We start from the raw sequence: 25,931 nt of genomic DNA, 5'->3' as shown, positions 1-25,931 counted from the left end.
CTGTGAACACTCACTCGACAATGAGTACTGGCTCCGACGACCTCGCCGCGGAGTACGTCCCGAAGCTCCGCCGGAACCTCGAAGACGTGGTGCTGGACTTCTGGCTGCCGCGGTGTCTCGACGACGAACACGGCGGCTACGTCCTGAGTTACGACGAGACCGGAGCCTTCGCGGGCAACGACCACAAGATGCTCGTCACGCAGTCGCGGATGCTGTGGCTGTTCTCCCGGCTCTCGCGCTCCGACGTCGTCGACGGCGACTACCTCGACGAGGCGGAACTGGGCTACGAGTTCCTCCGCGACGAGATGCACGACGACGAACACGGGGGCTTCGTCTGGGAGGTAGACCGGACCGGTGACGTTCTGAAACCCCGGAAACACCTTTACGGCCAGTCGTTCGCGCTCTACGGCCTCTCGGAGTACTACCGCGCGACCGGCGACGAGGCCGCCCGCGACCTCGCAGTCGACCTCTTCGAGACCGTCGACGACGCCGCGAAAGACCACGCGAACGGCGGCTACCGGGAGTACTTCGAGGCCGACTGGACGCAGGTCACGGAGGGCACGACCTACCTCGCGAACATCGAGCCGGACTGGTCGCCGAAGGAGTCCGGGGACAGCGTCCTCGACCCGACGCTGAAGCTGATGAATACCCACCTCCACCTCATGGAGGCGTTCACGACATTCTACCGCGCGACGGGCCACGAGACCGCACGGGCGCGCCTCCACGAACTTCTCGATATCTGCACGAACACGGTCGTCCGGAAGGACCGCACGGCGTGCACGGACAAGTACGACCCCGACTGGACGCCGCGCCTCAACGACGAGGACTTCCGCGTCGTGTCGTACGGCCACGACCTGGAGAACGTCTGGCTGACGATGGAGGCCGCCGACGCCCTGGACGTCTCCGACCGGCTCTTCGTCGACCTCTACGAGGCGCTGTTCGAGTTCTCCCTCGACCACGGCTACGACGACGACCGCGGCGGCTTCTACTTCTTCGGGCCGCTCGACGGCGACGCGACGAACCGCATCAAGGCGTGGTGGGTGCAGGCCGAGTGCATGACCAGCGCGCTCCGCATGTACGAGGCGACCGGCGCGCAGCGGTACCGCGAGGTCTTCGAGGAGACTTACGACTTCGTCGAGACCCACCACGTCGACGACGAACACGGCGAGTGGCACTCCGGCGTGAACGACGACCTCGAACCGGTCGGCCGGAAGGGCGCGATGTACAAGGGAGCCTACCACAACGGCCGCGCGCTCCTGGAGTGCATCGAGACGCTGGAGTCGCTGTAGTCACGCCGCAGCGACCACGTCCGGGAGCGCGCGGCTGACGCCGCGACTCCAGAAGCCGACGGCGACGAGTTCGGCGTAGAACGCGACGAAGAAGCCGACGGCGACCGAGACGGTGGCACCCGCGACAGTGAGCAGAACCGCACCGGCGACGAGTCCGACGAGCACGTCGTAGAAGTACGCGCCGTGGCCCGCTGCGCGAGCCAGCACGTCGGTGTCGTAGGCCGCGAGAATCCGGCCGTTCGCGAGGAAGTTCGCGAGCGCCGCCGGGAGCAAGTAGACGCAGACGACGGCGAGCAGCAGCGATGTCGTCGACCCGAGCGCGAACGCCACAGACGTCCCCGCGCTCACGTCACCGGGGGTCAGCGTGAGCTGTGACGCGCCGGCGACCGTCACGAGCAAGACGACCGTGGCCGGCACCAGGAACGACGCGACGACGACCGCGCCGCGGAGACCGGTCCGCAGGACGCTGCGGACGCCGGGGTACGCCGGCAGGGAGTCGAAGCGGTCGGCGGGCTCGCGGGTCGAGAGCGCCGCGAAGACGACGAGGAGGTAGCCGAGCACGGGGACCAGCGGAATCAACGGGACGACCGGCACGTAGACAGTCAGCAAGTGGAGCGCACCGCCGACGAGCAGCGCGTCGACCGCGCGCTCGCCGCGGAACGGGTACCGGAAAGGTGCCGGGAGCATCGACGCCTCCGAGAATTCGCTCCCGCCGCAAGGGCGTTCCGGAACGGGACGACCCGCTACGACGTGAGTTCGGGGTCCTCGACCGCTTCCAGCGAGCGGTTGTGCAGCGCTCGGCCCGTGTCCGCGTCGAAGAGGTGGACGGCCTCCGGCGGGAACCGGGCGACGACGCGCGCGCCCTCGTCGACCCGTTCGAGGCCGCCGACGGCCGCGACGAACTTCTCCCGGTCTTCGGCGGCCCCGTCGAACGTCATGTGGACGTAGTTCTCGTTGCCCTTCGGCTCCACGACGTCGACGTCGACGGCGTAGCTGTGGGCGTCCTCGGGGTCCGCGTCGATCTCGATGTCCTCTGGTCTGACGCCGAAGACGACCCGGTCGGCGTCCCCGATGGCGTCGGCGTGGCTCGCCGAGAGCGGGTACTCGAAGTCGTCGTCGGCGAGCGAGTCGCCCTCGACGCGCATCTCGAAGGTGTTCATCGACGGTTCGCCGATGAACTCCGCGACGAAGAGGTTCGCGGGCTCGTGGTAGCACTCCAGCGGCGTCCCGACCTGCTGGAGCTCCCCGTCGTCGAGGATAGCGATGCGGTCGCTCATCGTCATCGCCTCGGTCTGGTCGTGCGTGACGTAGACGGTCGTCACGCCGAGTTCCTCCTGGATGCGCTGGAGTTCCGTCCGCATCTGCGCGCGCAGCTTCGCGTCGAGGTTCGCGAGCGGTTCGTCCATCAGGAACGCCGCGGGGTTGCGGACGATGGCGCGGCCGAGCGCGACGCGCTGCTGCTGGCCGCCGGAGAGCTCGCTGGGTTTGCGGTCCAGAAGGTCGGCGATGCCCATCATCTCGGTGGCTTCCGTGACGCGCTCGTCGATCTCGTCGTCGGAGAGGTCCGTCGACTCCTCGAGCCCGAACGACATGTTGCCGCGCACGGTCATGTGCGGGTACAGCGCGTACGACTGGAACACCATCGCGATGTTGCGGTCCTGCGGGCGCTTGTCGTTGATGACCTCGCCGTCGAGCCGGATGTCGCCGTCGGTGATGGACTCGAGGCCCGCGATGGTCCGCAGCGTGGTCGATTTCCCGCAGCCGGACGGCCCGACGAGCACGAGGAACTCGCCGTCCTCGATGTCGATGGACACGTCGTCGACTGCGACGATCTCGTCGCCTCCGTCGTCGAACGTCTTGGTGATGTGGTCGAGTTGTAGTTCAGCCATGTTAGGCACCTCCGCCGGCGACTCCTTCGGCGAACTGGTCGCCGAAGAAGATGTACACGAGCAGGGTGGGCAGCGCGGTGATGAACGCGCCCGCCATCTGCAGGTTGTACTGGCTCACCATAGACCCCTGGAGGGAGGTCAGGGAGATTGTCACCACGTCGCTGCTCGGGTTCTGGATGAGCACGAGCGCGAACAGCAGGTCGTTCCAGATGTTCGTGAACTGGTAAATCAGCGCGACTGCGAACATCGGAATCGAGAGCGGCAACACGATACGCGTGTAGATTTTCCGAATCGTCGCGCCGTCCAGCCGCGCGGCCTCCAGCATGGAGTCGTCCAGCGACTGGTAGTGCGCGCGGAACAGCAGCGTCGTGATCGGGACGCCGTACGCGGTGTGGGTGATCGCGAGCGCGACCAGCCCCGAGCGGTCCGCGACCGGCGGCAGCCACGACAGGAGGCTGCCGAGGTCGACGATGGACCAGAACCGGGACAGCGGCACGAGCACGGACTGGTACGGGATGAAGATGCCCGCGATGAGCAACACCAACACGACGGACTGCCCGCGCCACTTCGTGTTCGTGAGGCCGTACGCGACGAAGCTACCGAGCGTCGCCGACAGCACCGTCGCGGGAATCGTGAACAGGAGGCTGTTCACGAGTCCGTCCTGGAGCCGCGAGAACGCGTCGCCCCAGGCCGCCAGAGTGAACGTCGACGGTCCCGGCGGCGCAATCGGCGACGTCTGGAAGAACCCGGTCTGGGACTTGAACGCGGTCATGACTGCGCTCTCCAACGGCGAGAGGTAGAACGCGACCAGCGCCAAGAGCGCCGCGTACAGGCCGATTCGGTTCCACGAGCGGCCGGAGGAACTGTCGGAAGCCATCAGAGTTCACCTCGCTTGAACTGCAGGTAGAGGTACGGTGCGATGACGCCGAGCGCGAGCGCGAACAGAATCATCGCGATCGCGGAGCCGTACGCCCAGTTGGTCGTGCCGAACGACTCGCGGTACATCATCATCGCGAGGATGTCCGCCGACGGGCCGGGCCGCGTGCCGAACATCACGTACAGGAAGTCGAACGCCTTCAGCGCGAACACCATCAGCACGACGGCGGCGCTGGTCGTGGACGCCCGCAGCTGCGGGATGATGGTCCGCCAGTACATCTTCACGAGGCCGGCACCGTCGACTTTCGCCGCCTCGTACTGCTCGGTCGGGATGGCGCGCAGGCCGGCGAGGTAGACGACCATCGCGTAGCCGCTGAACTGCCAGACGAGCGCGAACATCACCGCGAACAGCTTGAGCTGCGGGTCGCTGATCCACTGCTGAGTGAGCGACCCGAGGCCGAACAGGCGGAGCCCCTCGTTTATCAGTCCGGTCGTGGGGTTGTACATCCACGCCCAGAAGATGGCGGTCACGACGAACGACAGGCTCATCGGCAGCAGGTAGATTGTGCGGAACGTGTTCTCGAAGCGGATGTCCCGGTCGACGAGAATCGCCAGCAGCAGCCCGACGGCGAGCGCTGCCACCGTGAACACGACCAGCAACACGAACGTGTTCCGGAGCGCCCAGTACTCCTGGGGGCCGGAGAACAGTCCGCCCCGTGCGACGGCCTCGAAGAACCGCGTGTACATCTCGAAGTCGAACGACTCGTACGTGGGCGTCCGGAGCCCCGACCAGTCCGTCAGCGAGATGAGGAAGTTCCACCCGATAGCGCCGTAGACGAACAGCCCGACGAGCAGGGTCGCGGGCAGCCAGAACGGCAGTGACTGCGCGAACTCGGTTTCGAGCAGTCGGCCGACCCGGGAGCGCGCGCCGGTCGACTCGGCACCGTCGCTGGTCGCCGTGCCGCCGTCCGTTCGGACGGCTCCGTCCTCGGCGTCCGGGTCGCGCTCGCCGTCCGCGCGGAACAGCCGAAAAATGCGTGAACCCATTTCTCGCGTCTAGAACGCGTTCGTGAGTCCGTTGTACGCGCTGTCGACGTTCCAGCTACCGTTGAACGACGAGAACACGCCCTCGACGTTGCTCTTGACTTCCGGCGTGACGCCGGTCCCGTGCGCGATGGACGGGGGCTGGGCGTCGGAGTTGTCGAAGTCCTCACGCTGCGTGGTGAGGAACGGGCCGAACTCGTCGTTCGGCACGTCGGTGCGGGGCGGGATGGAGCCCTTGACGGGGTTGAACCGCTCCTGGCCGTCGACGGACCCACAGTAGCTCAGCCACTTCTCGGTCGCCTCCGGGGACGGGTTCGAGGTCGGCATCACGAACGAGTCCGTGACGACGTGGTAGACGCCGTCCGTGCCGGGGAACGGCACGTAGCTCCAGTCGGAGTCGTACTCGAAGCCGTCGGCGGCCTGATACTGGCCGGCGGCCCAGTCGCCCTGATGGAGGAACGCGGCTTCGCCCTGGATGACGCCGTTGTTCGCTTCGTCCCACGCGACGGAGCCGGCGTCGTCGTTGAAGTACTCGCTGTAGTCGGCGACGAGCTGGAGCGACTCGCGGACGGCGTCTTCGTTGTCCGAGACGTTCCCGGCGAGGACGTCCTGGTAGACGTCGACGCCGCCGACGCCGATGAGGACGCTCTCCCAGAGCTGGATGGTCGACCACGGGGCCTGCGTCTGGTGGGCCATCGGGGTCGCGTCCGTCTCCGAGTCGATGGTCTCCATCGCGTCGAGGAGCGCCGACGGCGAGTCGATAGCGGCTGGGTCCACGCCGGCGTCCTCGAGGACGGAGGCGTTGTAGAAGAGGTTGTTGAGGCGGTGGATGTTCAGCGGGACGGCGACGAAGTCGCCGGCCGGCTGGGAGAGCTGCTTGACGCCGTCGAGGTACGCGTCGCGCATCTCCTCGTCCCAGACGCTGTCGCCGATGTCTTCGAGGACTTCGGACTCCGTGTACGTGTCCAGTGCCTTCCCGGGCCAGATCTGGAACGTGCTCGGCGGGTCGTTGTTGAGGACGCGGCTCTGAATCTCGGTGTCCAGGGCGCTCCCCGCGCCGCCGGGTGCGGCGTTGTTGTTGACGGTGACGTCGGGGTACTCCTCCTCGAACCCGTCGATGAGCGCTTCGAGCGCGTCGGCTTCACCGCCCGCGGTCCACCAGTGTACGATTTCGAGTTCCTGCTCGCCCGAGCCGGACGACTCCTCGCCGTCGTCGGTCGAGTCCCCGTCTCCGCCGCCGCCCATGCAGCCCGCCATCGCGATGACTGCGCCCGCGGCACCGCTCGCTTCCAGATACCGTCGTCGCGTCAGATTGCTGTTGTTATCGGATGTCATTGTAGTGAGCCTGTGTAGAACCTACTCAGAGGGTTCGTAGCGGCGCACTTAATTGTTACTCATATTTAATCCAGAACCGAGTAAAGGGTGGTTCCGGGGGCGCGATGGTCGTCGCATCCCGTCCGACCGTCGGGGCCGTTTCGGGAGTTTTACGCGCCGGCACTTCGACCACTCGAACATGGCAGACGACTACCGAACGGAGCAGGACAGCCTCGGCGAGATGCAGGTCCCGGCCGACGCCTACTGGGGCGCGCAGACCCAGCGCGCGGTCGAGAACTTCCCCATCTCCGGCATCGCGTTCGGCCGCCGGTTCGTGCGCGCGCTCGGCGTCGTGAAGAAGGCCGCCGCACAGGCGAACCGCGACCTCGGCCTCGTCGGCGAGGAGAAGGCCGACGCCATCGTCGAGGCGGCCGACGAGGTCATCGCGGGCGAACACGACGACCAGTTCCCCGTGGACGTCTTCCAGACCGGGTCCGGGACGTCCTCGAACATGAACGCCAACGAAGTCATCGCGAACCGCGCCGCGGAGATTCTCGGCGAGGACATCGGCGACCGCGTCGTCCACCCGAACGACCACGTCAACTACGGCCAGTCCAGCAACGACGTCATCCCAACCGCGATGCACGTCGCGAGCCTGGAGGCGCTCGTGAAGGACGTGAAGCCCGGTCTGGAGACGCTTCGCGACGAACTCGACGCGAAGGCCGACGAGTTCGACGGCGTCGTGAAGACCGGCCGCACCCACCTCCAGGACGCCACGCCCGTCCGCCTCGGCCAGGAGTTCGGCGGCTACCGCACGCAGGTCGAGAAGGGCATCGAGCGCGCCGAGTCCGTGAAGCCCCGGCTCGCCGAGCTCGCGCTCGGCGGGACGGCCGTCGGCACCGGTCTCAACACGCACCCCGAGTTCCCCGAGAAGGCCGCGGCGTACATCAGCGAGGAGACGGGCGTCGAGTTCCGCGAGGCCGACGACCACTTCGAGGCGCAGGCCGCCCACGACGCCATGAGCGAGGCCCACGGCGCGCTCCGCACCATCGCGGGCTCGCTGAACAAGATTGCGAACGACCTCCGCCTGCTTGCGTCCGGCCCGCGCAACGGGCTCGGCGAAATCGAGCAGCCCGAGAACCAGCCCGGGTCCTCGATCATGCCCGGCAAAATCAACCCGGTCGTGGCGGAGGCCGTCAACCAGGTCCACAAGCAGGTCGTCGGCAACGACGCCGCCGTCTCCGCGGGCGCGGCCGAGGGCCAGATCGACCTGAACCTCTACAAGCCCGTCCTCGCGCACAACTTCCTGCAGTCGGCGGACATGCTCGCGAACGCGAGCGAGGCGTTCGGCGAGAAGTTCGTCGCGAAACTCGAAGCCAACGAGGACGCCTGTGAGGCACAGGTCCAGCGTTCGATGGCCCTCGCCACCGCGCTCAACCCCACCATCGGCTACGACAAGGCCAGCGAGGTCGCGAAGGCCGCGCTCAAGGAGGGCAAGACTGTCGAGGAAGTCGTCGTGGAGAAGGGCTACCTCAACGCCGACGAGGCCGCAGACGTCCTCGACCCCGAGCGCATGACCCACCGCGGCATCCTCTCCGGCGACGACGAGTAATCTGCCGAGCGCGGTTCCCGCAGTCACCCGCCTACCTTCTTGTACCGCGAGTCCGGAGCCCGTGGCATGGAGCGACTCGACCGGAGGGTTGTCGTCGTCTGGCTGTGGCGCGTCGCCGTGTACGCCGCCGTGCTCGCTGGCATCGCGGGGGTCGCCGTCACTGCCCTGAACGTCGACGTGAACCGGCTCGTCGCGGCGGCCGGCGTCTTCGTCGCCGTCGCCGCACTCGGCTCCCTCCACGTCGCCTTGCGGTATCGCGCGTGGCGCTTCGACGTCCGCGAGGACACCCTCTACATCGAACGGGGCGTGCTCGTGACCGTCCGAACCACCGTCCCCTACGTGCGCGTCCAGCACGTCGACTCCCGGCGCGGCCCTCTCGAGCGCGTGCTCGGCCTCGGGCGCGTCGTCGTCTACACCGCGGGCTCGCGGGGCGCAGACGTCTCGATTCCCGGCCTCGAAGTCGCGCGTGCGGACGACGTGCAGGAGACGCTGCGGCACCTCGCCATCGAGAGCGAGCCCGAAGACGGCGAGGGTGACGCGGTATGAGACTCCACCCGCTGTCGGTGCCGGTGCGCGCGGTCTCCCGCGGCATCGGGTTCGCGTGGGCGTTCCTCATCGGCGGGGTTGCGCTCTCGCAGGGCGACCCCGTGCTGACCGGCGGGGCTGTCGTCGCCGCGGTGCTGGCCGTCGTCGCCGTCGTCGGCTACGAGCTCGCGTACTACCGGCGCTTCGAGTACGAACTCACCGAGGACAGCCTCGACATCGCTTCGGGCGTGTTCTCCCGGCGCGAGCGCGAGATTCCGCTGCGGCGCGTCCAGAACGTCGACGTGACGCGGTCGCTGGTCGCCCGGCTGCTCGGCCTCGCAGAAGTGGACGTCGAGACTGCGGGCGGCGGCAGCACGGAGGCGAACCTGCGGTTCGTCAGCCGCGAGGAGGCCGGCCGGCTCCAGGAGGAGGTCCGGGAGCGCCGCGCCGCCCGAGAGCGGCGCGGTGACTCGCGGCCTGAAACAGACGAGCGCGACGACGACGCGGAACTCGCGGAGAACGAGGTGCCGGTCGACGACGCGGAGCGCGCGCCCCGCGGGGAGCGCGGCGAACTCCTCTTCGAACTCTCGGACCGCGACCTCCTGCTGTACGGCCTGCTCTCGTTCGACCCGCGCTTGCTCTCCGGCGTCGTGGCGTTCGCGACGTTCGTCGTGCCGAGTCTCGGGCAGCGCGTCGACATCCCGAACGTCGGGCTCGCCGTGCTCGCCGCGGGCATCCTCGTGCTCGCGGTTGGCATCTGGCTGGTGTCGGCGGTGCTGCGAATCATCCAGTTCTACGGCTTCCGGCTGCGCCGGGTGGGCGACGACCTCCGGTACGAGCGCGGGCTCTTCGAGCGCCGGGACGGCACCATCCCGCTGTCGAAGCTCCAGACCGTCTCCGTCGAGGAGAACGTCCTGATGCGGCGGTACGGCTTCGCGTCGCTGGCGGTCGAGACCGCGGGGTACGCGCCCGGCCAGTCCCCGAGCGGCGGGTCGGAGGCCGCCGTCCCGCTGGCGTCCCGCCGAGACATCCTCGCGCTCGCTCGGGACGTCGAGCCGTTCGGCGACTACGACCTGACGCGGCCGCCGGAGCGCGCCCGCAAGCGCTACGTCCGCCGGTACGCGCTGGCGGGCCTCGCCGTCGTCGCCGCCGGCTTCCTCGTGAGCCGGTTCGCCGTGGCGTTCCCGTGGTACGCGCTGTTCGCGCTCGTGCCACTGGCGGTGCCCGCCGCCCGCCGCGCGCACGCTACCCGTGGATTCCACGCCGACGACGACCACGTCGTGACCCAGCAGGGCTGGTGGCGGCGGCAGACCACGGTCGTCCCGAACCACCGCGTCCAGACCGTCATCGAGCAACAGACCGTCTTCCAGCGTCGCTGGGACCTGACGAGCGTCGTCGTCGACACCGCGGGCTCGCGGTCCCTCTCCGGAGGTGGGGCTGTCGCCATCGACCGGGACGACGGGGAAGCCGACGCGCTCACAGAGCGGCTCGTCGACCGCGCGCTCGTAGCCGTCGGCGTGCGCAGCGACGGCGACGACGCGAGTGCGGGCGCGACACCGACAAGCGCAGACTGAACGGTTTTTTACCGTTCGCCGTCCCACGGTCGGGTAATGACCGAGTTCGACTACGACGAGCTGGGACTGGTCGCCGGGCTGGAAATCCACCAGCAACTGGACACGGCGACCAAGCTGTTCTGCGCGTGCCCGACCGACCTCCGGGAGCCCGAGGAGTCCACGCGGTCGTTCACGCGGTACCTCCACCCGACGCGCTCGGAGCTGGGTGAAATAGACGAGGCGGCGCTGGAGGAGAGCAAGGTCGAGCGGGAGTTCGAGTACCTCGCGTACGACTCGACCTGCCTCGTCGAGGACGACGACGAGCCGCCCCACCGCATGGACGAGGAGGCGCTGGAGGCCGCGATGGAAATCGCCCAGTTGCTGGACATGACGGCCGTCGACCGCGCGCACGTGATGCGGAAGGTCGTCATCGACGGGTCGAACACCGGCGGGTTCCAGCGGTCGTCGCTGGTCGCCGAGGACGGCGCTATCGAGACGAGCGAGGGCCCTGTCGGCATCGAGGACCTGATGCTCGAAGAGGAGTCCGCACAGCGGGTCGAGGACCGCGAGGACGGCGTGCTGTACTCGCTGGACCGGCTCGGCATCCCGCTGGTCGAAATCGGGACGAAGCCGGACATCTCGTCGCCCGAGCAGGCCCGCGAGGCCGCCGAGCGCATCGGGATGTTGCTGCGGTCGACGGGGAAGGTCAAGCGCGGGCTGGGGACCATCCGGCAGGACGTGAACGTCTCCATCGCGGAGGGCGCGCGCGTGGAGATGAAAGGCGTCCAGAGCCTCGACGACATCGACGACCTGGTGCGGGAGGAGGTCCGCCGGCAGGTCGAACTGCTGGGCATCGCCGACGAGCTGGACGAGCGAGACGCGAGCGTCGGCGGGACGCAGGACGTGACGGACGTGTTCGCCGACACCGACTCTGGCGTCATTCGGGGTGCGCTCGATGCGGGTGGCGAGGTCCACGCCGTCCCCCTGTTCGGTTTCGACGGGCTCGTCGGCCGCGAGCTGCAGGACGACCGGCGACTGGGCACGGAGTTCTCCGACCACGCGAAGCGCCACGGCGCTGGCGGCATCTTCCACACCGACGAACTGCCCGCGTACGGCGTCACCGAGGACGAAGTGGCGTCGCTCCGCGAGGCCGTCGGTGCGGGCGAGACTGACGCCGTCGCCATCGTCGCCGACGACCCGGAGACCGCGGCGCAGTCCATCGAGGCGGTCGCAGAGCGTGCAGAGACGGCGATGGCGGGCGTGCCGGAGGAGACCCGGGGCGCGAACGACGACGGCACCTCGCGGTACCTGCGCCCGCTGCCGGGCGCGGCGCGGATGTACCCCGAGACCGACGTGCCGCCCGTCGACCCGGACCCCTCGGACGTGGCGACGCCGGAACTGCTCACGGAGAAAGTCGAGCGCTACCAGGACGAGTTCGGGCTGGACGCCGGGCTCGCCGAGCAGGTGGCGTACGGCCGGCGGTGGCCGCTGTTCGAGGAGCAGGTCGGAGCGGGCGTCGACGCGACGCTCGCCGCGCAGACGCTTGAGTCGACGGTCACGGAACTCCGCCGGGACGACGTGCCCGTCAACCAGCTGACGGACGACCACTTCCGGGGTGTGCTGGGGCTCGTCACCGAGGGCGACCTGGCCCAGGAGGGCGTCCCCGAGCTCCTCGGTGGGCTTGCGGAGAACCCGGACAGCGACCCCGCCGAACTCGCGGAGGAACTCGGGCTCGGCTCGGCCGCCGAGGACGAGGTCCGCGAGGCCGTCGTCGAGGTCGTCGAGCGGAACAGCGACCAGGTCGAGGCCGAGGGCATGGGCGCGTTCTCGGCACTGATGGGCGAGTGCATGGGCGCGCTGCGCGGGAAAGCGGACGGCGACCTCGTCAGCGAGGTGCTGCGCGAGGAGATTCAGCAGCGGGCGTAGCTTACTCGTCGACGAGCGCCTCGAGGAGGCTGTCGAGGCTGTAGCTCTCGAGGGCGCGCTGGGAGTCCTTCTGGCGGTCGATGACGAACGTGGAGTTCGTCCGGTCGACGGGGTCGAGGGCCTCGAAGTCGGAGATGAGGCGTTCGACCTCGTCGGAGTCCGGGAGCCGAGCGACGACGACGAAGTCCGTCTCACCCATCGTGAAGAACGTCTGGGTGACGCCCTCGATCGTGCTGATTTCGTCGGCGACGTCCTCGTAGCTGCCGTCGTAGCTCGTGAGCACTTCGAGGACGACGGTGACGTCGAGGCCGACGGCGTCGAGGTCGACGTCGTAGAGGTCGTTCGTGAGCACGCCGTCCTCGCGGAGGTTGTTCAGCCGGTAGTGGATGGTTGAGACGGGGATGTCCGTCTCCTCGTGGAGCGCCTCCGGGCTGCCGGTGCCGAGGTCGGCGATGGCCTTCAGGAGTGTGACGTCGCGTTCGTCCATCGTGCGTTCGGTCGGTGAGCGCGGACAAAAGCCTGTGGGAGTGAGACTCACCCCCAACCGAGGCAGCAGTATTGATGTGAAAAATCGATACGGACACGACTCTTGAAGATAAGTCTAAAGTACTACAGCCTGTTTGGAGTTTTCATGAGCTTTCACCGACCCTCCTTGGGTACCTCTCCTACCGCCGTGCTGTTCGTGCTGCTGGCGGCCATCTGGGGCACCTCGTTCGTCGCTATCGAAGTCGGCCTCCACGAGATTCCGGCGCTGTCGTTCGCAGCCATCCGGTACTCCATCGCCGGCGCAATCGTCCTCGCGTACGCCGCCCACACCACCGATCGCTGGCGGCCCCGCGGCCGTCGCGAGTGGTTCGCCGTCAGCGTCGTCGGCGTCTTCGTCATCGCCATCTACCACGGCGCGCTCTACCTCGGCGAGCGCCACGTCTCCGGCGCAATCGCAGCCATCGTCATCAGCCTCGCACCGGTTCTGACCGCCGGGTTCGCGGCCAAACTCTCCGAGGGCGCGAGCATCGACGGCACGCAAGCGGCCGGACTGCTCGCCGGCCTCGCGGGCGTCGTCGTCGTCGCCGACCCGAGCGGTGCGAACGGCGTCCACCTCGGCGGACTCCTGCTGGTCTTCCTCGCCGCGGCGAGCTTCGCGTTCGGTGGCGTCCTCACGAGCCAGCTCCCCGGCGGCGGCCTCCCGATCGAGACACTGGAGGCGTGGGGGATGCTTGTCGGCTCGCTCGTCCTCTGGGTCGGCGCTAGCGCTCGCGGCGAGAGCCTCGGTGCGGTCCACTGGACGCCCACCGCGCTCGCCAGCCTCGCGTACCTCACGCTGGTCGCCGGGGCCGGCGGCTTCCTGCTGTACTTCGTCCTGCTGGACCGCGTCGGTGCGACCGAAATCAACCTCGTCTCCTACCTCGAACCGGTCGGTGCCGCGGCCGCCGCGTGGCTGCTGCTCGGCGACGTCGTCGCCCCCCGCGCACTCGTTGGGTTCGCCGTCATCTTCGCCGGGTTCGCGCTCGTCAAACACGACTACGTCGGCACCGTCGTCCGCGACACCGCCGACGAGGTCAGCCGCTAGCACCACCGGACCGCGCCGCCGCTGGCACAACAGCTAACGCGACCGCCGCCGAACCCCGGTCGTGTGACCGACTACTTCGAGGACATGTCCGTCGGCGAGCAGCGCTCGTTCGGCAGCTACGACGTGACCGACGAGGAGATTCTCGCGTTCGCCGAACAGTACGACCCCCAGTGGTTCCACACCGACCCCGAACGCGCCCGCGAGGAGTCGCTGTTCGGCGGGCTCGCGGCCTCCGGCTGGCACACGACGGCGATGACGATGCGCATGCTCGTCGACCACCACTTCTCCGACGCCGCGAGCTACGGCGCTGTCGGCGTCGACGAACTCCGGTGGCCGAACCCCACGCTCCCCGGTGAGACGCTGTCGGTCACCGTCGACGTGTTGGGGAAGACGCCCTCGGAGAGCAAGCCCGACCGCGGCACCGTACGGACGCGCGTCACGACCGCGAACGAGGACGGCGACCCGAAGCTCACGATGGAACCCATCGTGCTCTACGCCCGCCGGAATCCCGGGGAGTGACTGGTCTAGCGGCGTCGACGACTGCTGCCTCCGACCGCCGGAGACAGCACTCCCGCCAGTACTGTGGTAAACGGCCACAAGGCTAATCGGCGGACCGGCGCAACTCCCGGTCGAAGAACAATGAGCAGGACGGCGCATCCCGGTGACGCGGACACGGTCGTCGAAGTCGAGTTCCGCACGGAGAGCCCGACGCACCCGTTCGTCCGCGGGTCCGCCGAGGCCTCCTGTACGTTCGACCTCGCGAAGATGATTCCGCGCCAGAACGGTGCGCACGCGGAGTTTTTCACCGTACTCGGGGCCGACGCGGACGGCATCCAGCGCCTCGTCGAGGACCGCGACACGGTCGAGGCGGAACTCCTCGTGGAACACGAGGACGCCACGCTCGTGGAGTTTCTCGTGTCCGGTGGCTGCCCCGCCCGCCGACTCGCCGAACTCGGTGCCCTGCCCCAGACGGTGTGGGCCCGAGACGGTGAAGGCCGCATCGTCGCGGACATCCCCTCTACCCGGGACGCCCCGGCAGTCACCGAGGCGTTCCTCGCCGAGAACCCCGACCTGGAGCTCGTCACGAAACGCGAGAAGTCGGCGCTCGTCCCACCGTTCAGCAACTCCGGAGTGCGGCAGACGCTCCGTATGCATCTCACCGACCGGCAACTCGACGTCGTGCAGACCGCCTTCGAGATGGGGTACTACGACTGGCCCCGCGGCTGCACCGGCGAGGACGTCGCTGCGGCCCTCGACATTTCCTCGGCGACGTTCGCCGAACACGTCCGAACCGCAGAGCGGAAGCTCCTCGGTGTCCTCTTCGAGCAGGTCGGTGCGGCAGCGCCCGACCTGCAGTGACGGGCGCGCCCCGAACCGTTCTCAGAGCTGTGCCCCGTCTGACTGCGAGACGACCGTGTAGCCGTCGGAGTGGACCGTCACGTCACAGCCGTTGAAGCGAAACGACAGCGTTCCCGTGCCGTCGTCACCGGGGAAGAGCGCGTCGAGGGCGTCCGGGTCGAGGACGTCCGCGAGCCGCGCCATCTCCAGAGGGTCCGTGTCGGTCGCCTCGCTGACCGCGAGAACTACGCTCTCCGAGACTGACTCGCCGCGCTCGCGGCTGCGTATCACTGGGTCAGCGTCGGTTCCCACGCCGGCGTCGTAGTTTGCATCAGTCATCGTGTTTCACGGTCGGTCCGACAGTCCGGTTTGGGAGCGAACACCCTTACGTGCCGTCCCTACTGCTCAAGGCAGGCCGAACTGACACCGGCTCAGGGACCCGTGGAGGGCCGACGAGAGCGTCACTCGATTCGGTTCTCGGCGCGCCGCAGCAGCCCGTGGACCGTGTTTATCTCTCGGCCTGTCGGGTGCGTGCGGCCGAGCATCCGGCGGAGCATCCGCATGGTCTTCTCGCGTTTCTCCTCCGGGTAGTCGACCGCGTCGAGGAACTCGGCGGCGTGCTCGTAGAACTGCTCGATTTCCGCCTCGTCGGCGCGGTGGCGTTCGATATCCGGGAGTTGCGTCTCGCGCATCGCGAGGTCACGGAGTTCGTACAGGGCGACGGTCGCGGCCTGCCCGAGGTTCATCACCGGGTAGTCCGCGCTCGCGGGAATCGCGCCGACCTCGTCGAGCTGCGCGAGTTCGTCGTTCGTCAGGCCGACGCGCTCCCGGCCGAACACGAGCGCCGTCGGCGCGTCCACGTCCGCCAGACTCTCGCCGAGTTCGGCGGGCGTCCGGAACGGGAACCGCGTGTGGCTCGTCGCGTCCTCGTTCGTGATGGCGGTGAAGCCGACCGTGTGGAACTCCGCGGCGAGTTCGTCGAACGTGAGTTCGCGGGCCTCGGGGAGGACGTCCTCGCGGGCGTGGCCCGCGAACCCGTAGGCCTCGGAGTCCCGGCCGAGGTACGGCGGGTCCACGAGGAGGAGGTCCTCGAACCCGAAGTTCTTCATCGCCCGAGCGATGGTGCCGACGTTCCCGGAGGTCTTCGCGTCGACGATTGCGACTGCGGGCGGCGTCCGGTCGCCGCCTGCGTCGTCGCGGTCACTCATCGGCGGTCGGGTAGTCGGCGTCCAGGTCGAGGTCGCCGTCGATGGCGTCGGGGTCCTGGCCTTCCAGGAGGTCCAGGCGCGCCTGTTCGTCTTCCGGCAGGTCCACCGGGAGACCGTAGAGGTCGTCGGCGTCCGGTGCCGGGATGTTCTCCGGGTCGGTCTCGACGTGGTCGGGGCCCTCGTAGTGGTCGGGCTCGCGGTGCCCGGCAGCCACCCACTCGTGGAAGGCGTCCTGGAGTTCGGGCTCTCCCTCGTGTGCGTCGCCGCCCGCGTCGAGGAACCAGTAGTAGAACGTCGCCTCGTGTTCGTCGCAGACCAGCACCTCGGCACCGGGCTCGCCGTAGACCGCGGTCGGCTCGTTGCGCGAGTCGCGCTCGCCGGCTTCGTCCTCCAGATAGCAGACGTCGCAGGGCTGGCCGGAGAGCGTCGGGATGCGCTCGATGCGCTCGCGAGTGTCCTCGTCCATCTCCGGGAGCGGGCGGTAGCCACCGTCCTCGTCGAACACCTCGCTCTCTTCGAAACGCCACCCCCTGAACCCGATGCTCACCTTCGTCATGGCCCAGAGTTGGCCGCGCACGCACAAAAGACGCCCGAAGCCAGCGCCGATTCCACACCACCTTTGGTCGTGCCGCCCCGCCGTAGTGGTATGCGAACCGTCGACGCCGCCGGACTGCCCATCGGCGACGGCCACCCGCCGCGCATCATGGGCGTGCTGAACGTCTCAGAGGAGTCGCCGTACGACCCGAGCGTCTACGACGACCCCGACGAGGCGGCGGCCTACGTCGAGGAAGAGCTCATCGGACAGGGTGCGGACATCGTCGACGTCGGCCTGGAGTCCGCGAACAAGGACTTCGACGTGCTCACCGCGGACCAGGAACTCGACCGCCTGGAGACGGCAATCGAGACCATCGAGCGCGTCGAGGGCGACGCCGTCTTCTCCATCGAGACCCGGTACAGCGAGGTCGCCGACGAGGCGCTCTCCCGGGGCTTCGACATGGTCAACGACGTCTGCGGGTTCGCCGACCCGGAGATGCCCGAGGTATGCGAGGCCCACGACGTGGCCGTCGCGAAGATGGCGAGTCCGCCGGACCTCGAACGCCCGGGGGCCGTCGAGGACGTCGACGACATCTACGACGCGCTCTCCCTGAACGGCTTCACCGACAAGACCATCGTCGACCCGGCGTTCGGCGGCTGGAGCGAGGCGAAGACCCTCGAAGACGACCGGGAGACCTTCGACCGCCTGCGGGAGTTCCGCGGGTACGGCTACCCCATTCTGGTCTCCATCAACCGGAAGAACTTCCTCCGGGAGGTCGCCGGGCGCGACACCGAGGGAGCGCTGCCCGTCTCGCTGGCCGCCACGTCGATGGCGGTCGAACGCGGCGCACACGTGATTCGCACCCACGACGTGGCCGAGACCCGGGACGCGGCGCTCATCGGCCACGAGTTCACGCGGCAGCGCGCGAGCACCGACCACGCCGAGGAGCTGGACGTGACGACTGTTCGGGAGGCCCAGCGCCACGTCGACGACGTGGACGGCGACAGCGCGGCGGCGGCGTCGGGCGTCGCGCGCGCCTTCGAGGTCGAAGGGCTGGACGACGACGACCGGGCCGCGCTCGCTGACGCCGGGCTCGCGGTCACCGGCACCGACGCCGTGGTGGTGGCTGGCACGGCCGCCGAACTTCGGGCGGCTGGCCGGTCGCTCTCCGACGAGAACGGCGTTCTCGGGGCCCTCGCGGCCACCCTGCGGGAAGCCGGTAACTAACGGGAAAGCTTATACCGACAGCGCAAAAACGCGGAGATGGAAGCCGGACCCCCGTCGGGTAGGGGTACTTTGCGGGGCGTCTCGGCTCGGACCACGGAATCCTCATTATTTCCAGTCGCGTAGTGACCACCATGGAGTACGACGACTGGCTGCCGGTGTACGACGCCGTCCTCGACGACTTCGGCTACGACCGCGCCGGCGACGAGCGGGCGCGAGACGTGCTCGCCGAGTTCGTCGGGGATTTCGACGTAGCTCGTCTCGACTGCACCGGGGAGACGGTGGCAGTCGCCGGGGGTGCCCCGTCACTCGCCGACGAAACCGCGCTCGCGGCCGACGCCGACCGCGTGTTCGCCGCGTCGACGGCGGTCGACGTCCTCACCGACTCGGGAGTCGACACCGACCTGATGGTCACAGACCTCGACAAGAACCCGGAGACTGCTCGCCGACTCACCGAATCGGGGACGCCGGTCGCGGCGCACGCCCACGGCGACAACGTCCCGGCCGTCCGCGAACACGTCCCGACCTTCGATACCGACCACGTCCTCGGGACGACGCAGGCCGAACCGGTCGGCCCGGTCCGGAACTTCGGCGGGTTCACGGACGGCGACCGGGCGGCGTTCCTCGCCGACCACCTCGGCGCGGAGACGCTGGTGTTCCCGGGCTGGGACTTCGACGACCCCGACGTGGACGCGGAGAAGGCCCAGAAGCTCGACTGGGCCGAACGACTGCTGTACTGGCTCGAAACGCTGCGCGGCGACGATTTCGACGTCCTCGACGGCCGCCGCGACGGCATCGACGCCGTTCCGTGACCCGGGCTACGGCTCCAGAACGACCTTTCCGGTCGTCTCCCGGTTCTCCAGTGCGCGGTGGGCGTCGACCGCGTCGGCGAGATCGAACGTCTGCCCGACGACGACTTCGAGGTCGCCGGACGCGAGCATCGCCGAGAGCTCGGGAACGGCCGCAAACACGCGTTCGGGGTCGAGTTGGGTCGCACGACCGAGGTGGAAGCCCTCGACGGACTTGTTCCCGAACAGTAGTGTCGCGGAGTCGACGGTGCCCGGCTCCCCGGAGGCAGCGCCGTACGCGACGATGGTCCCGAACGGCGCGAGCGCGTCGACGCTCTCCCGGAAGGTGTCGCCGCCCACGCCGTCGAGAATCAGGTCCAGCCCCTCGCCGTCTGTGAGGTCGGCCGTCTCCTCGGCGAAGTCGGTCTCCGTGTAGTTGATGGGGTGGTCACAGCCCAGTCGCTCTGCGAGTTCGAGCTTCTCGGTCGTGCTCGCGGTGCCGTACACCTCGGCACCGTGCTTGCTCGCGAGCTGGACGGCCGCCGTCCCGACACCGCCAGCGGCGGCCTGCACGAGCACGTCGTCGTCCTCGTCGAGGCCGCCCCAGTCGTGGAGACAGAGGTACGCCGTGAGGAACTGCACGGGGAAGCCCGCGGCTTCCGCGAACGAGATGGACTCCGGCACGTCGAAGAGGGCCTGCGCGGGCGCGGTCGCGTACTCGGCGTACCCGCCGCCGTCGAGCATCGCGACGACGCGCTCGCCGGGCTCGCGGTCGACGCCGTCGCCGGTCGCTTCGATGGTGCCCGCGGCTTCCATACCGGGGACGTAGGGCGGCTCGGGGCCGCCGTGGTAGTGGCCGCGGCGCTGCATCACGTCGGCGAAGTTCACGCCGACGGCCTCGACGTCGAGCAGCACCTCGCCGGGGCCGGGCTCGGGCTGCTCGCGCTCCACTTGCTGGAGGACACTGTCGTCGCCGAACTCGGAGACTTCGATTGCTAGCACGCTCCGGACTACGACGGCCAGCCGGAAAAGGGAGGGCAAACACGGGGCAACGCACTGGTCGTTCCAGGCAGCACGCGCCGCTTCGCCGCCGGAGCGGCCGGTTCAGGCGTCGGGCGCGACCGCCTGCAGCGTCGCGTCGATGACGTCGGGGTCGGCCGCACGCGGGAACGAGACGGCGACGGCGTCGACGCCCTCGATGGCCGCGAACTCGTCGAAGCGCTGCCGGACCTCGTCGGGAGTGCCGGCGGCTGCGAGCGCGTCCAGCAGGTCGTCGTCGACGAGGCCGACGGCGCGCTCGTGGTCGCCGTCCTGCCACGCGTCGTGGATGGCGACGGCGGCGTCCTCGTGGCCCTGACGGGCGAGCGCGTCCCGGTAGAAGTCACCCATGCCGCCGACGTAGAACGCGAGGTGCTGGCGGGTGAGGTCGCGGGCGGCGTCGCCGTCAGGGAGCGCACAGCACGGCAGCACGAACGTCGTCTGGACCTCGTCGGCGTCCCGGTCGCCGAGATCAGCGCCGCGCCGGAGGTCGTCCAGTCGGTCGCGGATGCCGTCCTCGGTGAACATGAGCGCGTGCCAGCCGTCGGCGAACCGGCCCGCGAGTTCGACGGCCTTCGGCCCCATGCCGGTCACGTCGATGTCGGGCGCGGGCTCCGGCGGGTCCTGACGAAGCCGGAAGCCGCGGGTCTGAATCATGTCGCCGTCGTAGTCGACCTGCTCGCCGGACAGCACCTGCCGGACGATTTCGACGTACTCGCGGGTGCGGCGCAGCGGCCGCGAGAACTCCTCGCCGTGCCAGCCCTGGATGACGGCGGGGCCGCTGGGCCCCATGCCGAGTCGGAACCGGCCCTCGGAGTGCTCCTGGAGCGTGGCGGCGGTCTGCCCGACGAGCGCGGGGCTCCGCGAGTACGTGTTCACGATGCTCGTCCCGATGCCGATGGACTCGGTGTTGTCGGCGATGGCGGCGAGCGTCGTCGCGGCGTCCCGACCCCAGGTCTCCGGGAACCAGACGCGGTCGTAGCCGAGGGCTTCGGCGCGCTCCGCGATGTCCGTGAAGTCCCCGAGCGACTCTTGCGCGGCGACCGGCAGGTGGACGGTGTGTCGGGTCACGGCGACGGCACCTCCTCGCCCTGCGGGACGCCGCCAGCGGTCAGCGTCTCACCCACGACGAACGACGCCGCGGGGCTCGCGAGGAACCGGACGGAGTCCGCGATCTCCTCGCTGACGCCGATGCGACGGTCCACGTCCTCGCGCTCGATATCGTCGGCGGAGACGCCCATCTGGGCTTCGAGCCCGGGCGTGGCGACGAAGCCGGGCGCGATGCAGTTCACGCGCACGTCGTCGCCCGCCCACTCGATGGCGAGCGTCCGCGTGAGGTTGATGATGGCGGCCTTCGCGGCGGCGTAGTGGCTCATGTACGGTGCGCCCTCCTGGCCCGCGACGCTCGCGACGTTCACCACGGCACCCCCACCGTCTTTCAGGTGTTCTGCGGCTGCGTGCGTGCAGTGGTAGGTGCCGCCGAGGTTGACGTCCATGATGGTGTCCCAGCCGTTCGGTGAGATGTCGTCGAAGCCCGCGACGAAGCTCGCGCCCGCGTTGTTCACGAGGACGTCCAGCCCGCCGAACTCCTCGACGGTCGCCTCGATCAGCGCGTCGACGGCGTCGCGGTCGGTGACGTCGCACTCGACGGCGAGCGCGCTGCCGCCGTCCTCGCGGATGCCCTCGGCGACCGGGTCGACGTTCTCCTGTTCGCGCGAACACACCACGACGTCGGCCCCGTCGGCGGCGAAGCGCTCTGCAACGGCTCGGCCGATACCGCTGGACGCTCCGGTGACGACTGCCGTCCCGGAGACCGAGAATCTGTCTGGCATGGTCTCTACTTCCCCGCCTCCCCGCATAAAACTGTGTCAACAACTGGCAACGCCCGGCGGGTTTCGTCGCCGGACCGAACGCTGAAGAACGGTCCCGTCCTGACACCGACTATGAGCGACGACGACCCGCGTACCGAGCGACTGACCGCGGACGCGGCGTTCTCGCTGGTCAGCGACGAGACGCGGTTCGCGATTCTCCGGGAACTCCAGCGCGCCGACGGGCCAATGGCGTTCTCGGCCCTCCGGGAAGCGGTCGGCGTCGACGACCCCGGCCGGTTCAACTATCACCTCGGCGAGCTCCGGGGCCAGTTCGTCGCCAAACGCGACGACGGCTACGCGATACTGCCGCCCGGGAAACGGCTCGTCGGCGCAGTGCTCGCCGGCGGCTACACGAGCGCACTGGACGCGGACATGGACCCAGTTCCGGTCGAGGGCGAGTGTCTGGACTGCGGCGGTGACCTCGAAGCGGTGTTCCGCGACCACGGCGTCGGCATCGACTGCACGGAGTGTGCCGCGTCCGTCACCAGCCCCGACGTGCCTCCGGGACTGCTCGCGGGCAGCGACGCCGACGCGGTCCCCGGGCTCGTCGGCCGGTGGAACCACATCCAGTTCGCCGCGAACGACGCCGGTGTCTGCCGGAACTGCTACCACGAGACGGAGCGCACGCTCCACCTCGCGGACGCGGAGGACGACGACGCACCCGAGTGGCTCGCGGACAGCGACTTGCTGGGGATGGTGTTCCACGACTGTCCCCGCTGCGGCGGGCGGTTCAACGTCGCCGTGCAGGCCGCGGTGCTCTCGCACCCTCGGGTCGCGGCCTACCACTACGAACACGGTATCGACGTTCGCGAGACGCCGACGTGGCAGTACGACTGGCTCGGAACGGGCCGGGGAACCGTCGAGAGCCACGACCCGGTCCGTATCGCGCTCCCCATTCCACTGGGAGACGAGCGTCGGACGTTCGTCTTCGACGCGGACCTCGACGTGGGCGACGTCCGCGGAGAGTGACAGAATCCGAATAGAAGCGGAGTTCTACTCCACCTCCAACAGAAGTAGCATTCTACAGACATTTACGGTCGGTGACGCCGTCCGGTCGAGGGTGACACCGACACACCAACACGGCGACTGGCCGACGCCCCACCCCGAACAGACGCGCGTGCTGTTGCTCGGCACGAGCCACTTCGACAGCCCTCGCGTCGAGGGTATCCTTTCCGACGACCGCCAGCGAGAGTTCGAGACTCTGGCGACTCGTCTCGCTGACTTCGAACCAGACGGCGTCTGCGTCGAGCGCTCCCACCGCCACTAGGAGCACGTAGACAGCGTCTACGACGACTACCGGACCGGCGAGCGCGACTACGCCGACCAGACGACGTTCGAATCCCCGCGACCGGGAGCGGACAACCCGGAAGCGACCTGCCACAGCGAGGTCGTCCAGATCGGCTACCGGCTCGCGGACCGTCTCGGCCGCGAGCGCGTACACGCCGTCGACTCACTGATGGATATGGCTACCCACCTCGACCGGGAGGTCGACGACGAGTGGCTCCAGACGCAGATCGACGCCGCGAGCGAGGCGCTCCCCGACGCACTCGTCCCGGAGCACCCCGACCACGTCCCGGCCTGGAGTGACACCACAGTCCCGGAGTTCCTCTCGTGGTGCAACCGCGAGGCCCACCTCCGGGCCAGCGACCACGCGCACTTCGCCGGGGCGTTCGGCGGCCCCGAGGACCGCTACGTCGGGGCGCGGCTGCTCACCGGCTGGTACGAGCGCAACCTCAGGATTGCCGAGAACCTCCGCCTCGTCGCCGACGACACGGACGCCGACCGACTGATTATCGCCGTCGGCCTGGCACACGTCCACGTCCTCCGGCATCTCCTCGGCAACGTGCCGCTGCTCTGCCCGGTGACCCCCATCCCGGTTCTGGCGGCGTGACCACCGCCCTACTCGGAACAGGAGTTTTGTCCCGGCGGCTCCATGCCGTCGGCATGGACGTCCACTTCCTCGACCGCGGCACCATCACCGCCGACCGCGCGTACATGCTCGACTCGTCGACGATGGCGTCCGTCGACGACCCCGCGCCCGACCACGCGCTCGTCGAGTGTCCCGTCTACAACGTCCTCGTCGACCACCCCGCGGGCACCGTGCTCTGGGACACCGGCAGCCACCCAGAGGCCGGCGACGGCTACTGGCCCGCCCCGCTCTTCTCGGCGTTCAACCACGCCGACGCCGACGAGCGCACGCTCCCCACCGCGCTCGACGAGGCCGGCTACGAAGTCGGAGACGTCGACGCGGTCGTGGCGAGTCACCTCCACCTCGACCACGCCGGCGGGCTGCGACACTTCGCGGGCACCGACACCCCGGTGTACGTCCACGAGCGCGAACTGGAGTACGCGTACCGCTGTGCGACCACCGACACGGGGTCTATCGCGTACCTCAAGTCGGACTTCGACCGGGACCTGAACTGGCGGGTCGTCTCGGTGGACCGCGACCGCCGGCAGCTCTACCCCGGACTGGACCTACTCCACCTTCCCGGGCACACGCCCGGACTGCTCGGGCTCTACCTCGACCTCGACGACCCGGTCGTCGTCGCGGGCGACGAGGCCTACCAGCGCGAGAACTACGAGGACGGCGTACCGATGGCGACCAGTCTCCTCTCGTCAGTGGCGGACTGGCGGGAGAGCCGCCGGCGCGTCCGCGACCTCGCTCGCCGCACGGGCGCGGACGTGTTCTGCGGGCACGAGGCCCGCGACGCGGACCGGCTCAGAGAACGGTTCTGACTGGCTCGCTACTCTTCGACGAGTTCGTACTTCTGGACCTTCCCGGTGGTCGTGCGCGGGAGTTCGTCGACGAACTCGACCTCGCGCGGGTGCTTGTACTCGGCCATGCTCTCGAGGCAGTAGTCTCGAATCTCGTCGGCAGTCACGTCCGAGTCTGGCCGCCGAACCACGAACGCCTTGATGGTCTCACCGCGTCGCTCGTCCGGGATGCCGACGACCGCGGCGTCGGCCACGGCTTCGTGCTCGAAGAGTAGCTCTTCGACTTCGCGGGGGTAGACGTTGTAGCCCGCGGTGTTGATCATGTGCTTCTTCCGGTCCACGACGTAGAAGTAGCCGTCCTCGTCGTGGTACCCGATGTCGCCGGTGTGGAACCAGCGCTTGCCGTCGGCCTCCGTGAACGCCTCGCGGTTCGCCTCGGGCAGCCCCAGATAGCCCTTCATCACGTTCGGGCCGGAGACCACGAGTTCACCCGTAATCTCGTCCATGTCGTAGTCCGCTTCGTCGACCGGGCCCTCGTCGACCGGCGCAATCTCCTCGAAGTCCTCGGTGACGATGCGGGCGTCGATGCCCTCCAGCGTCTTCCCGATGGAGCCGACGCGACGCCCCCAGTTCGGGCTGTTGAAGTGCGTGACGGGGCTGGTCTCGGTCAGCCCGTACCCTTCGTCGATGCGGATGGGATAGATCTCCTCGAAGCGCCGCAGCACCTCGATGGGGATGCCCGACCCGCCGACGGTGCACTGCCGGAGCGTGGACAGGTCGAAGTCCTCGGGGTTCGGCTGGTTCACGATGTCGTTGTACATCGCGGGGACGGCGTCGAACAGCGTGAGCTCGGCGTCCTCCACGAGCGACAGCGCCTCTTCTGCGTCCCAGGCCGGCAGCGGGTAGAACGTCGCCCCGCCGAACAGCGCGGCGTTCATCCCGACGGTCATGCCGTAGATGTGGAACAGCGGCAACACGCCGATTTTGCGGTCCTCCGGCTGGAGGCCGTCGGGCACGATGTCCATCGACTGCTTGGCGTTCGACGCGAGGTTGCGGTGCGTGAGCTGGACGCCCTTCGGCTGGCCGGTGGTTCCCGACGTGTACGGCTGGACCGCCAGGTCGTCGTCGGCGCGCTCCGTGACACTGGTATCGCCGTCTTCGACGAGGAACTCGCGGAACGGCGTTCCGGCGTCGGCCTCACCGCCGACCGTGACGAGGTTCTCCACGTCGGTGTCGTCGCGGACCTCCTCGACGAACGGTACGACATCCGCGAGCGCGACGACGGTCGTCGCCCCGGAGTCGGAGAGCAGGTGGCTGATCTCCCGGCTCTTGTACTGGGGGTTCATCGGCACCACCACACACCCCGCGCGCAGCGCCCCGTGGAACGCGGCCACGAGCTGCGGGAGGTTCGGCAGGTACAGCGCCACTCGCTCGCCGGGCTCGACGCCTCGGTCCCGGAGCGCAGCCGCGAACTGGCCGGTCTGCGCCCAGAACTCCTCGTACGAGAACTCGTGGTCGTCGTAGACGACCGCTGGCGCTTCCGGACGCGCCTCGACAGAAGACTGAACGTTCGTGACGAGATTCGTCATGCACCATCGTACAGGATAGTCTGTCGC

Annotated in this window: 26 protein-coding genes and 1 pseudogene; 13 read left to right on the top strand and 14 right to left on the bottom strand. The window is 68.8% G+C overall.

Features of this window, described 5'->3' with window-relative positions:
- Positions 1 to 20: 20 nt before the first annotated feature.
- Positions 21 to 1,289, top strand: a complete 1,269-nt coding sequence (locus BMW35_RS01095; RefSeq protein ID WP_089667310.1) for an AGE family epimerase/isomerase — start codon at positions 21 to 23, stop codon at positions 1,287 to 1,289.
- On the opposite strand, the gene BMW35_RS01090 is transcribed toward BMW35_RS01095, so the two are convergent.
- The 5 genes from BMW35_RS01090 to BMW35_RS01070 are packed head-to-tail and all read right to left on the bottom strand — an operon-like array spanning position 1,290 to position 6,433.
- Complete coding sequence (locus tag BMW35_RS01090) at positions 1,290 to 1,976, bottom strand: DUF4013 domain-containing protein (protein WP_089667309.1); 687 nt, start codon at positions 1,974 to 1,976, stop codon at positions 1,290 to 1,292. It lies immediately after the preceding gene.
- A gap of 56 nt (positions 1,977 to 2,032) precedes the next feature.
- Complete coding sequence (locus BMW35_RS01085; protein WP_089667308.1) at positions 2,033 to 3,178, bottom strand: ABC transporter ATP-binding protein; 1,146 nt, start codon at positions 3,176 to 3,178, stop codon at positions 2,033 to 2,035.
- 1 nt (position 3,179) lies between these two features.
- Positions 3,180 to 4,055 carry a carbohydrate ABC transporter permease gene (locus tag BMW35_RS01080; RefSeq protein WP_089667307.1) on the bottom strand — a complete coding sequence of 292 codons (876 nt, stop codon included), beginning with the start codon at positions 4,053 to 4,055 and terminating at the stop codon, positions 3,180 to 3,182.
- Complete coding sequence (locus tag BMW35_RS01075) at positions 4,055 to 5,101, bottom strand: carbohydrate ABC transporter permease (RefSeq protein WP_089667306.1); 1,047 nt, start codon at positions 5,099 to 5,101, stop codon at positions 4,055 to 4,057. The genes BMW35_RS01080 and BMW35_RS01075 overlap by 1 nt, the downstream gene beginning before the upstream one ends.
- A 9-nt stretch (positions 5,102 to 5,110) precedes the next feature.
- Entirely contained in the window at positions 5,111 to 6,433 is a 1,323-nt protein-coding gene (locus tag BMW35_RS01070) for an ABC transporter substrate-binding protein (RefSeq protein WP_089667305.1), read from the bottom strand.
- Positions 6,434 to 6,611: 178 nt separating this feature from the next.
- On the opposite strand from BMW35_RS01070, the gene BMW35_RS01065 reads away from it, so the two are divergent.
- The 4 genes from BMW35_RS01065 to gatE all read left to right on the top strand — a co-directional run bounded on the left by BMW35_RS01065 (position 6,612) and on the right by gatE (position 12,028).
- Entirely contained in the window at positions 6,612 to 8,024 is a 1,413-nt protein-coding gene (locus BMW35_RS01065) for a class II fumarate hydratase (RefSeq protein ID WP_089667304.1), read from the top strand.
- Between the two features lie 66 nt (positions 8,025 to 8,090).
- Positions 8,091 to 8,570 (top strand): PH domain-containing protein, encoded by a 480-nt coding sequence (locus BMW35_RS01060; protein ID WP_089667303.1) that lies wholly within the window; start codon positions 8,091 to 8,093, stop codon positions 8,568 to 8,570.
- A complete protein-coding gene (locus tag BMW35_RS01055; RefSeq protein WP_089667302.1) occupies positions 8,567 to 10,123 on the top strand; it encodes a PH domain-containing protein in 1,557 nt (518 codons plus the stop codon). Before BMW35_RS01060 ends, BMW35_RS01055 begins: the two co-directional genes overlap by 4 nt.
- Before the next feature lie 36 nt (positions 10,124 to 10,159).
- On the top strand, positions 10,160 to 12,028 hold the full coding sequence (gene gatE / locus BMW35_RS01050) for a Glu-tRNA(Gln) amidotransferase subunit GatE (protein ID WP_089667301.1): 1,869 nt from the start codon (positions 10,160 to 10,162) through the stop codon (positions 12,026 to 12,028).
- Between the two features lies 1 nt (position 12,029).
- Here gatE and BMW35_RS01045 read toward each other — a convergent pair whose 3' ends face one another.
- On the bottom strand, positions 12,030 to 12,515 hold the full coding sequence (locus BMW35_RS01045) for an Lrp/AsnC family transcriptional regulator (protein ID WP_089667300.1): 486 nt from the start codon (positions 12,513 to 12,515) through the stop codon (positions 12,030 to 12,032).
- A gap of 144 nt (positions 12,516 to 12,659) precedes the next feature.
- Here BMW35_RS01045 and BMW35_RS01040 point away from each other — a divergent pair, with 144 nt between their 5' ends.
- From BMW35_RS01040 to BMW35_RS01030, 3 genes are all read left to right on the top strand, one after another.
- Positions 12,660 to 13,598 carry a DMT family transporter gene (locus BMW35_RS01040; protein WP_089667299.1) on the top strand — a complete coding sequence of 313 codons (939 nt, stop codon included), beginning with the start codon at positions 12,660 to 12,662 and terminating at the stop codon, positions 13,596 to 13,598.
- 63 nt (positions 13,599 to 13,661) lie between these two features.
- Complete coding sequence (locus tag BMW35_RS01035) at positions 13,662 to 14,117, top strand: MaoC family dehydratase (RefSeq protein ID WP_089667298.1); 456 nt, start codon at positions 13,662 to 13,664, stop codon at positions 14,115 to 14,117.
- A 120-nt stretch (positions 14,118 to 14,237) separates the two neighbouring features.
- Positions 14,238 to 14,957 (top strand): helix-turn-helix domain-containing protein, encoded by a 720-nt coding sequence (locus tag BMW35_RS01030; protein WP_089667297.1) that lies wholly within the window; start codon positions 14,238 to 14,240, stop codon positions 14,955 to 14,957.
- Between the two features lie 21 nt (positions 14,958 to 14,978).
- On the opposite strand, the gene BMW35_RS01025 is transcribed toward BMW35_RS01030, so the two are convergent.
- From BMW35_RS01025 to BMW35_RS01015, 3 genes are all read right to left on the bottom strand, one after another.
- Positions 14,979 to 15,275, bottom strand: coding sequence for a HalOD1 output domain-containing protein (locus BMW35_RS01025; RefSeq protein WP_177170749.1), 297 nt, complete (start codon positions 15,273 to 15,275; stop codon positions 14,979 to 14,981).
- Between the two features lie 122 nt (positions 15,276 to 15,397).
- Positions 15,398 to 16,144, bottom strand: coding sequence for an RNA methyltransferase (locus BMW35_RS01020; protein WP_089667295.1), 747 nt, complete (start codon positions 16,142 to 16,144; stop codon positions 15,398 to 15,400).
- The gene (locus BMW35_RS01015; protein ID WP_089667294.1) at positions 16,137 to 16,700 is read right to left on the bottom strand and encodes a DUF8114 family protein; all 564 of its coding nucleotides are present in this window, start codon (positions 16,698 to 16,700) and stop codon (positions 16,137 to 16,139) included. Before BMW35_RS01015 ends, BMW35_RS01020 begins: the two co-directional genes overlap by 8 nt.
- 90 nt (positions 16,701 to 16,790) lie before the next feature.
- On the opposite strand from BMW35_RS01015, the gene folP reads away from it, so the two are divergent.
- A complete protein-coding gene (gene folP, locus BMW35_RS01010) occupies positions 16,791 to 17,906 on the top strand; it encodes a dihydropteroate synthase (protein WP_089667293.1) in 1,116 nt (371 codons plus the stop codon).
- A 131-nt stretch (positions 17,907 to 18,037) separates the two neighbouring features.
- Positions 18,038 to 18,715: a 6-hydroxymethylpterin diphosphokinase MptE-like protein gene (locus tag BMW35_RS01005; RefSeq protein ID WP_089667292.1), complete on the top strand. Its 678-nt coding sequence runs from the start codon at positions 18,038 to 18,040 to the stop codon at positions 18,713 to 18,715.
- Positions 18,716 to 18,721: 6 nt separating this feature from the next.
- Here BMW35_RS01005 and BMW35_RS01000 read toward each other — a convergent pair whose 3' ends face one another.
- The 3 genes from BMW35_RS01000 to BMW35_RS00990 form a co-directional block, all read right to left on the bottom strand.
- Positions 18,722 to 19,693 (bottom strand): quinone oxidoreductase family protein, encoded by a 972-nt coding sequence (locus BMW35_RS01000; protein ID WP_089667291.1) that lies wholly within the window; start codon positions 19,691 to 19,693, stop codon positions 18,722 to 18,724.
- Positions 19,694 to 19,795: 102 nt separating this feature from the next.
- Positions 19,796 to 20,800: a TIGR04024 family LLM class F420-dependent oxidoreductase gene (locus BMW35_RS00995; RefSeq protein WP_089667290.1), complete on the bottom strand. Its 1,005-nt coding sequence runs from the start codon at positions 20,798 to 20,800 to the stop codon at positions 19,796 to 19,798.
- Complete coding sequence (locus BMW35_RS00990; protein WP_089667289.1) at positions 20,797 to 21,561, bottom strand: SDR family NAD(P)-dependent oxidoreductase; 765 nt, start codon at positions 21,559 to 21,561, stop codon at positions 20,797 to 20,799. Before BMW35_RS00990 ends, BMW35_RS00995 begins: the two co-directional genes overlap by 4 nt.
- A 111-nt stretch (positions 21,562 to 21,672) precedes the next feature.
- Between BMW35_RS00990 and BMW35_RS00985 the strand changes: the two genes are divergently transcribed.
- On the top strand, positions 21,673 to 22,569 hold the full coding sequence (locus tag BMW35_RS00985; protein ID WP_089667288.1) for a winged helix-turn-helix domain-containing protein: 897 nt from the start codon (positions 21,673 to 21,675) through the stop codon (positions 22,567 to 22,569).
- A 52-nt stretch (positions 22,570 to 22,621) separates the two neighbouring features.
- Here BMW35_RS00985 and BMW35_RS15200 read toward each other — a convergent pair whose 3' ends face one another.
- Positions 22,622 to 23,041: a hypothetical protein gene (locus BMW35_RS15200; RefSeq protein ID WP_143052119.1), complete on the bottom strand. Its 420-nt coding sequence runs from the start codon at positions 23,039 to 23,041 to the stop codon at positions 22,622 to 22,624.
- Between BMW35_RS15200 and BMW35_RS00975 the strand changes: the two are divergent.
- Together BMW35_RS00975 and BMW35_RS00970 are read left to right on the top strand one after the other, a co-directional pair.
- Positions 22,931 to 23,491: pseudogene (locus BMW35_RS00975) on the top strand (DUF5694 domain-containing protein); the annotation flags it as partial. The gene BMW35_RS15200 and the pseudogene BMW35_RS00975 overlap by 111 nt on opposite strands.
- Before the next feature lie 53 nt (positions 23,492 to 23,544).
- On the top strand, positions 23,545 to 24,336 hold the full coding sequence (locus tag BMW35_RS00970) for an N-acyl homoserine lactonase family protein (protein ID WP_089667285.1): 792 nt from the start codon (positions 23,545 to 23,547) through the stop codon (positions 24,334 to 24,336).
- Between the two features lie 8 nt (positions 24,337 to 24,344).
- On the opposite strand, the gene BMW35_RS00965 is transcribed toward BMW35_RS00970, so the two are convergent.
- A complete protein-coding gene (locus tag BMW35_RS00965; protein WP_089667284.1) occupies positions 24,345 to 25,904 on the bottom strand; it encodes a long-chain-fatty-acid--CoA ligase in 1,560 nt (519 codons plus the stop codon).
- Positions 25,905 to 25,931 lie beyond the last annotated feature (27 nt).

It is taken from the genome of Halobacterium jilantaiense (assembly GCF_900110535.1).
Classification (GTDB): Archaea; Halobacteriota; Halobacteria; order Halobacteriales; family Halobacteriaceae; genus Halobacterium; species Halobacterium jilantaiense.
The sequence above is the reverse complement of the archived record's forward strand: the minus strand, read 5'-3'. Positions and strand labels throughout refer to the sequence as shown.

Excerpts from the sequence above, each read along its gene's own strand:
- BMW35_RS01095 (WP_089667310.1), top strand. The coding sequence starts at position 21 with ATGAGTACTGGCTCCGACGACCTCGCCGCGGAGTACGTCCCGAAGCTC.
- BMW35_RS01090 (WP_089667309.1), bottom strand. The coding sequence starts at position 1,976 with ATGCTCCCGGCACCTTTCCGGTACCCGTTCCGCGGCGAGCGCGCGGTC.
- BMW35_RS01085 (WP_089667308.1), bottom strand. The coding sequence starts at position 3,178 with ATGGCTGAACTACAACTCGACCACATCACCAAGACGTTCGACGACGGA.
- BMW35_RS01080 (WP_089667307.1), bottom strand. The coding sequence starts at position 4,055 with ATGGCTTCCGACAGTTCCTCCGGCCGCTCGTGGAACCGAATCGGCCTG.
- BMW35_RS01075 (WP_089667306.1), bottom strand. The coding sequence starts at position 5,101 with ATGGGTTCACGCATTTTTCGGCTGTTCCGCGCGGACGGCGAGCGCGAC.
- BMW35_RS01070 (WP_089667305.1), bottom strand. The coding sequence starts at position 6,433 with ATGACATCCGATAACAACAGCAATCTGACGCGACGACGGTATCTGGAA.
- BMW35_RS01065 (WP_089667304.1), top strand. The coding sequence starts at position 6,612 with ATGGCAGACGACTACCGAACGGAGCAGGACAGCCTCGGCGAGATGCAG.
- BMW35_RS01060 (WP_089667303.1), top strand. The coding sequence starts at position 8,091 with ATGGAGCGACTCGACCGGAGGGTTGTCGTCGTCTGGCTGTGGCGCGTC.
- BMW35_RS01055 (WP_089667302.1), top strand. The coding sequence starts at position 8,567 with ATGAGACTCCACCCGCTGTCGGTGCCGGTGCGCGCGGTCTCCCGCGGC.
- gatE (WP_089667301.1), top strand. The coding sequence starts at position 10,160 with ATGACCGAGTTCGACTACGACGAGCTGGGACTGGTCGCCGGGCTGGAA.
- BMW35_RS01045 (WP_089667300.1), bottom strand. The coding sequence starts at position 12,515 with ATGGACGAACGCGACGTCACACTCCTGAAGGCCATCGCCGACCTCGGC.
- BMW35_RS01040 (WP_089667299.1), top strand. The coding sequence starts at position 12,660 with ATGAGCTTTCACCGACCCTCCTTGGGTACCTCTCCTACCGCCGTGCTG.
- BMW35_RS01030 (WP_089667297.1), top strand. The coding sequence starts at position 14,238 with ATGAGCAGGACGGCGCATCCCGGTGACGCGGACACGGTCGTCGAAGTC.
- BMW35_RS01025 (WP_177170749.1), bottom strand. The coding sequence starts at position 15,275 with ATGACTGATGCAAACTACGACGCCGGCGTGGGAACCGACGCTGACCCA.
- BMW35_RS01020 (WP_089667295.1), bottom strand. The coding sequence starts at position 16,144 with ATGAGTGACCGCGACGACGCAGGCGGCGACCGGACGCCGCCCGCAGTC.
- BMW35_RS01015 (WP_089667294.1), bottom strand. The coding sequence starts at position 16,700 with ATGACGAAGGTGAGCATCGGGTTCAGGGGGTGGCGTTTCGAAGAGAGC.
- folP (WP_089667293.1), top strand. The coding sequence starts at position 16,791 with ATGCGAACCGTCGACGCCGCCGGACTGCCCATCGGCGACGGCCACCCG.
- BMW35_RS01005 (WP_089667292.1), top strand. The coding sequence starts at position 18,038 with ATGGAGTACGACGACTGGCTGCCGGTGTACGACGCCGTCCTCGACGAC.
- BMW35_RS00990 (WP_089667289.1), bottom strand. The coding sequence starts at position 21,561 with ATGCCAGACAGATTCTCGGTCTCCGGGACGGCAGTCGTCACCGGAGCG.
- BMW35_RS00985 (WP_089667288.1), top strand. The coding sequence starts at position 21,673 with ATGAGCGACGACGACCCGCGTACCGAGCGACTGACCGCGGACGCGGCG.
- BMW35_RS00970 (WP_089667285.1), top strand. The coding sequence starts at position 23,545 with ATGGACGTCCACTTCCTCGACCGCGGCACCATCACCGCCGACCGCGCG.
- BMW35_RS00965 (WP_089667284.1), bottom strand. The coding sequence starts at position 25,904 with ATGACGAATCTCGTCACGAACGTTCAGTCTTCTGTCGAGGCGCGTCCG.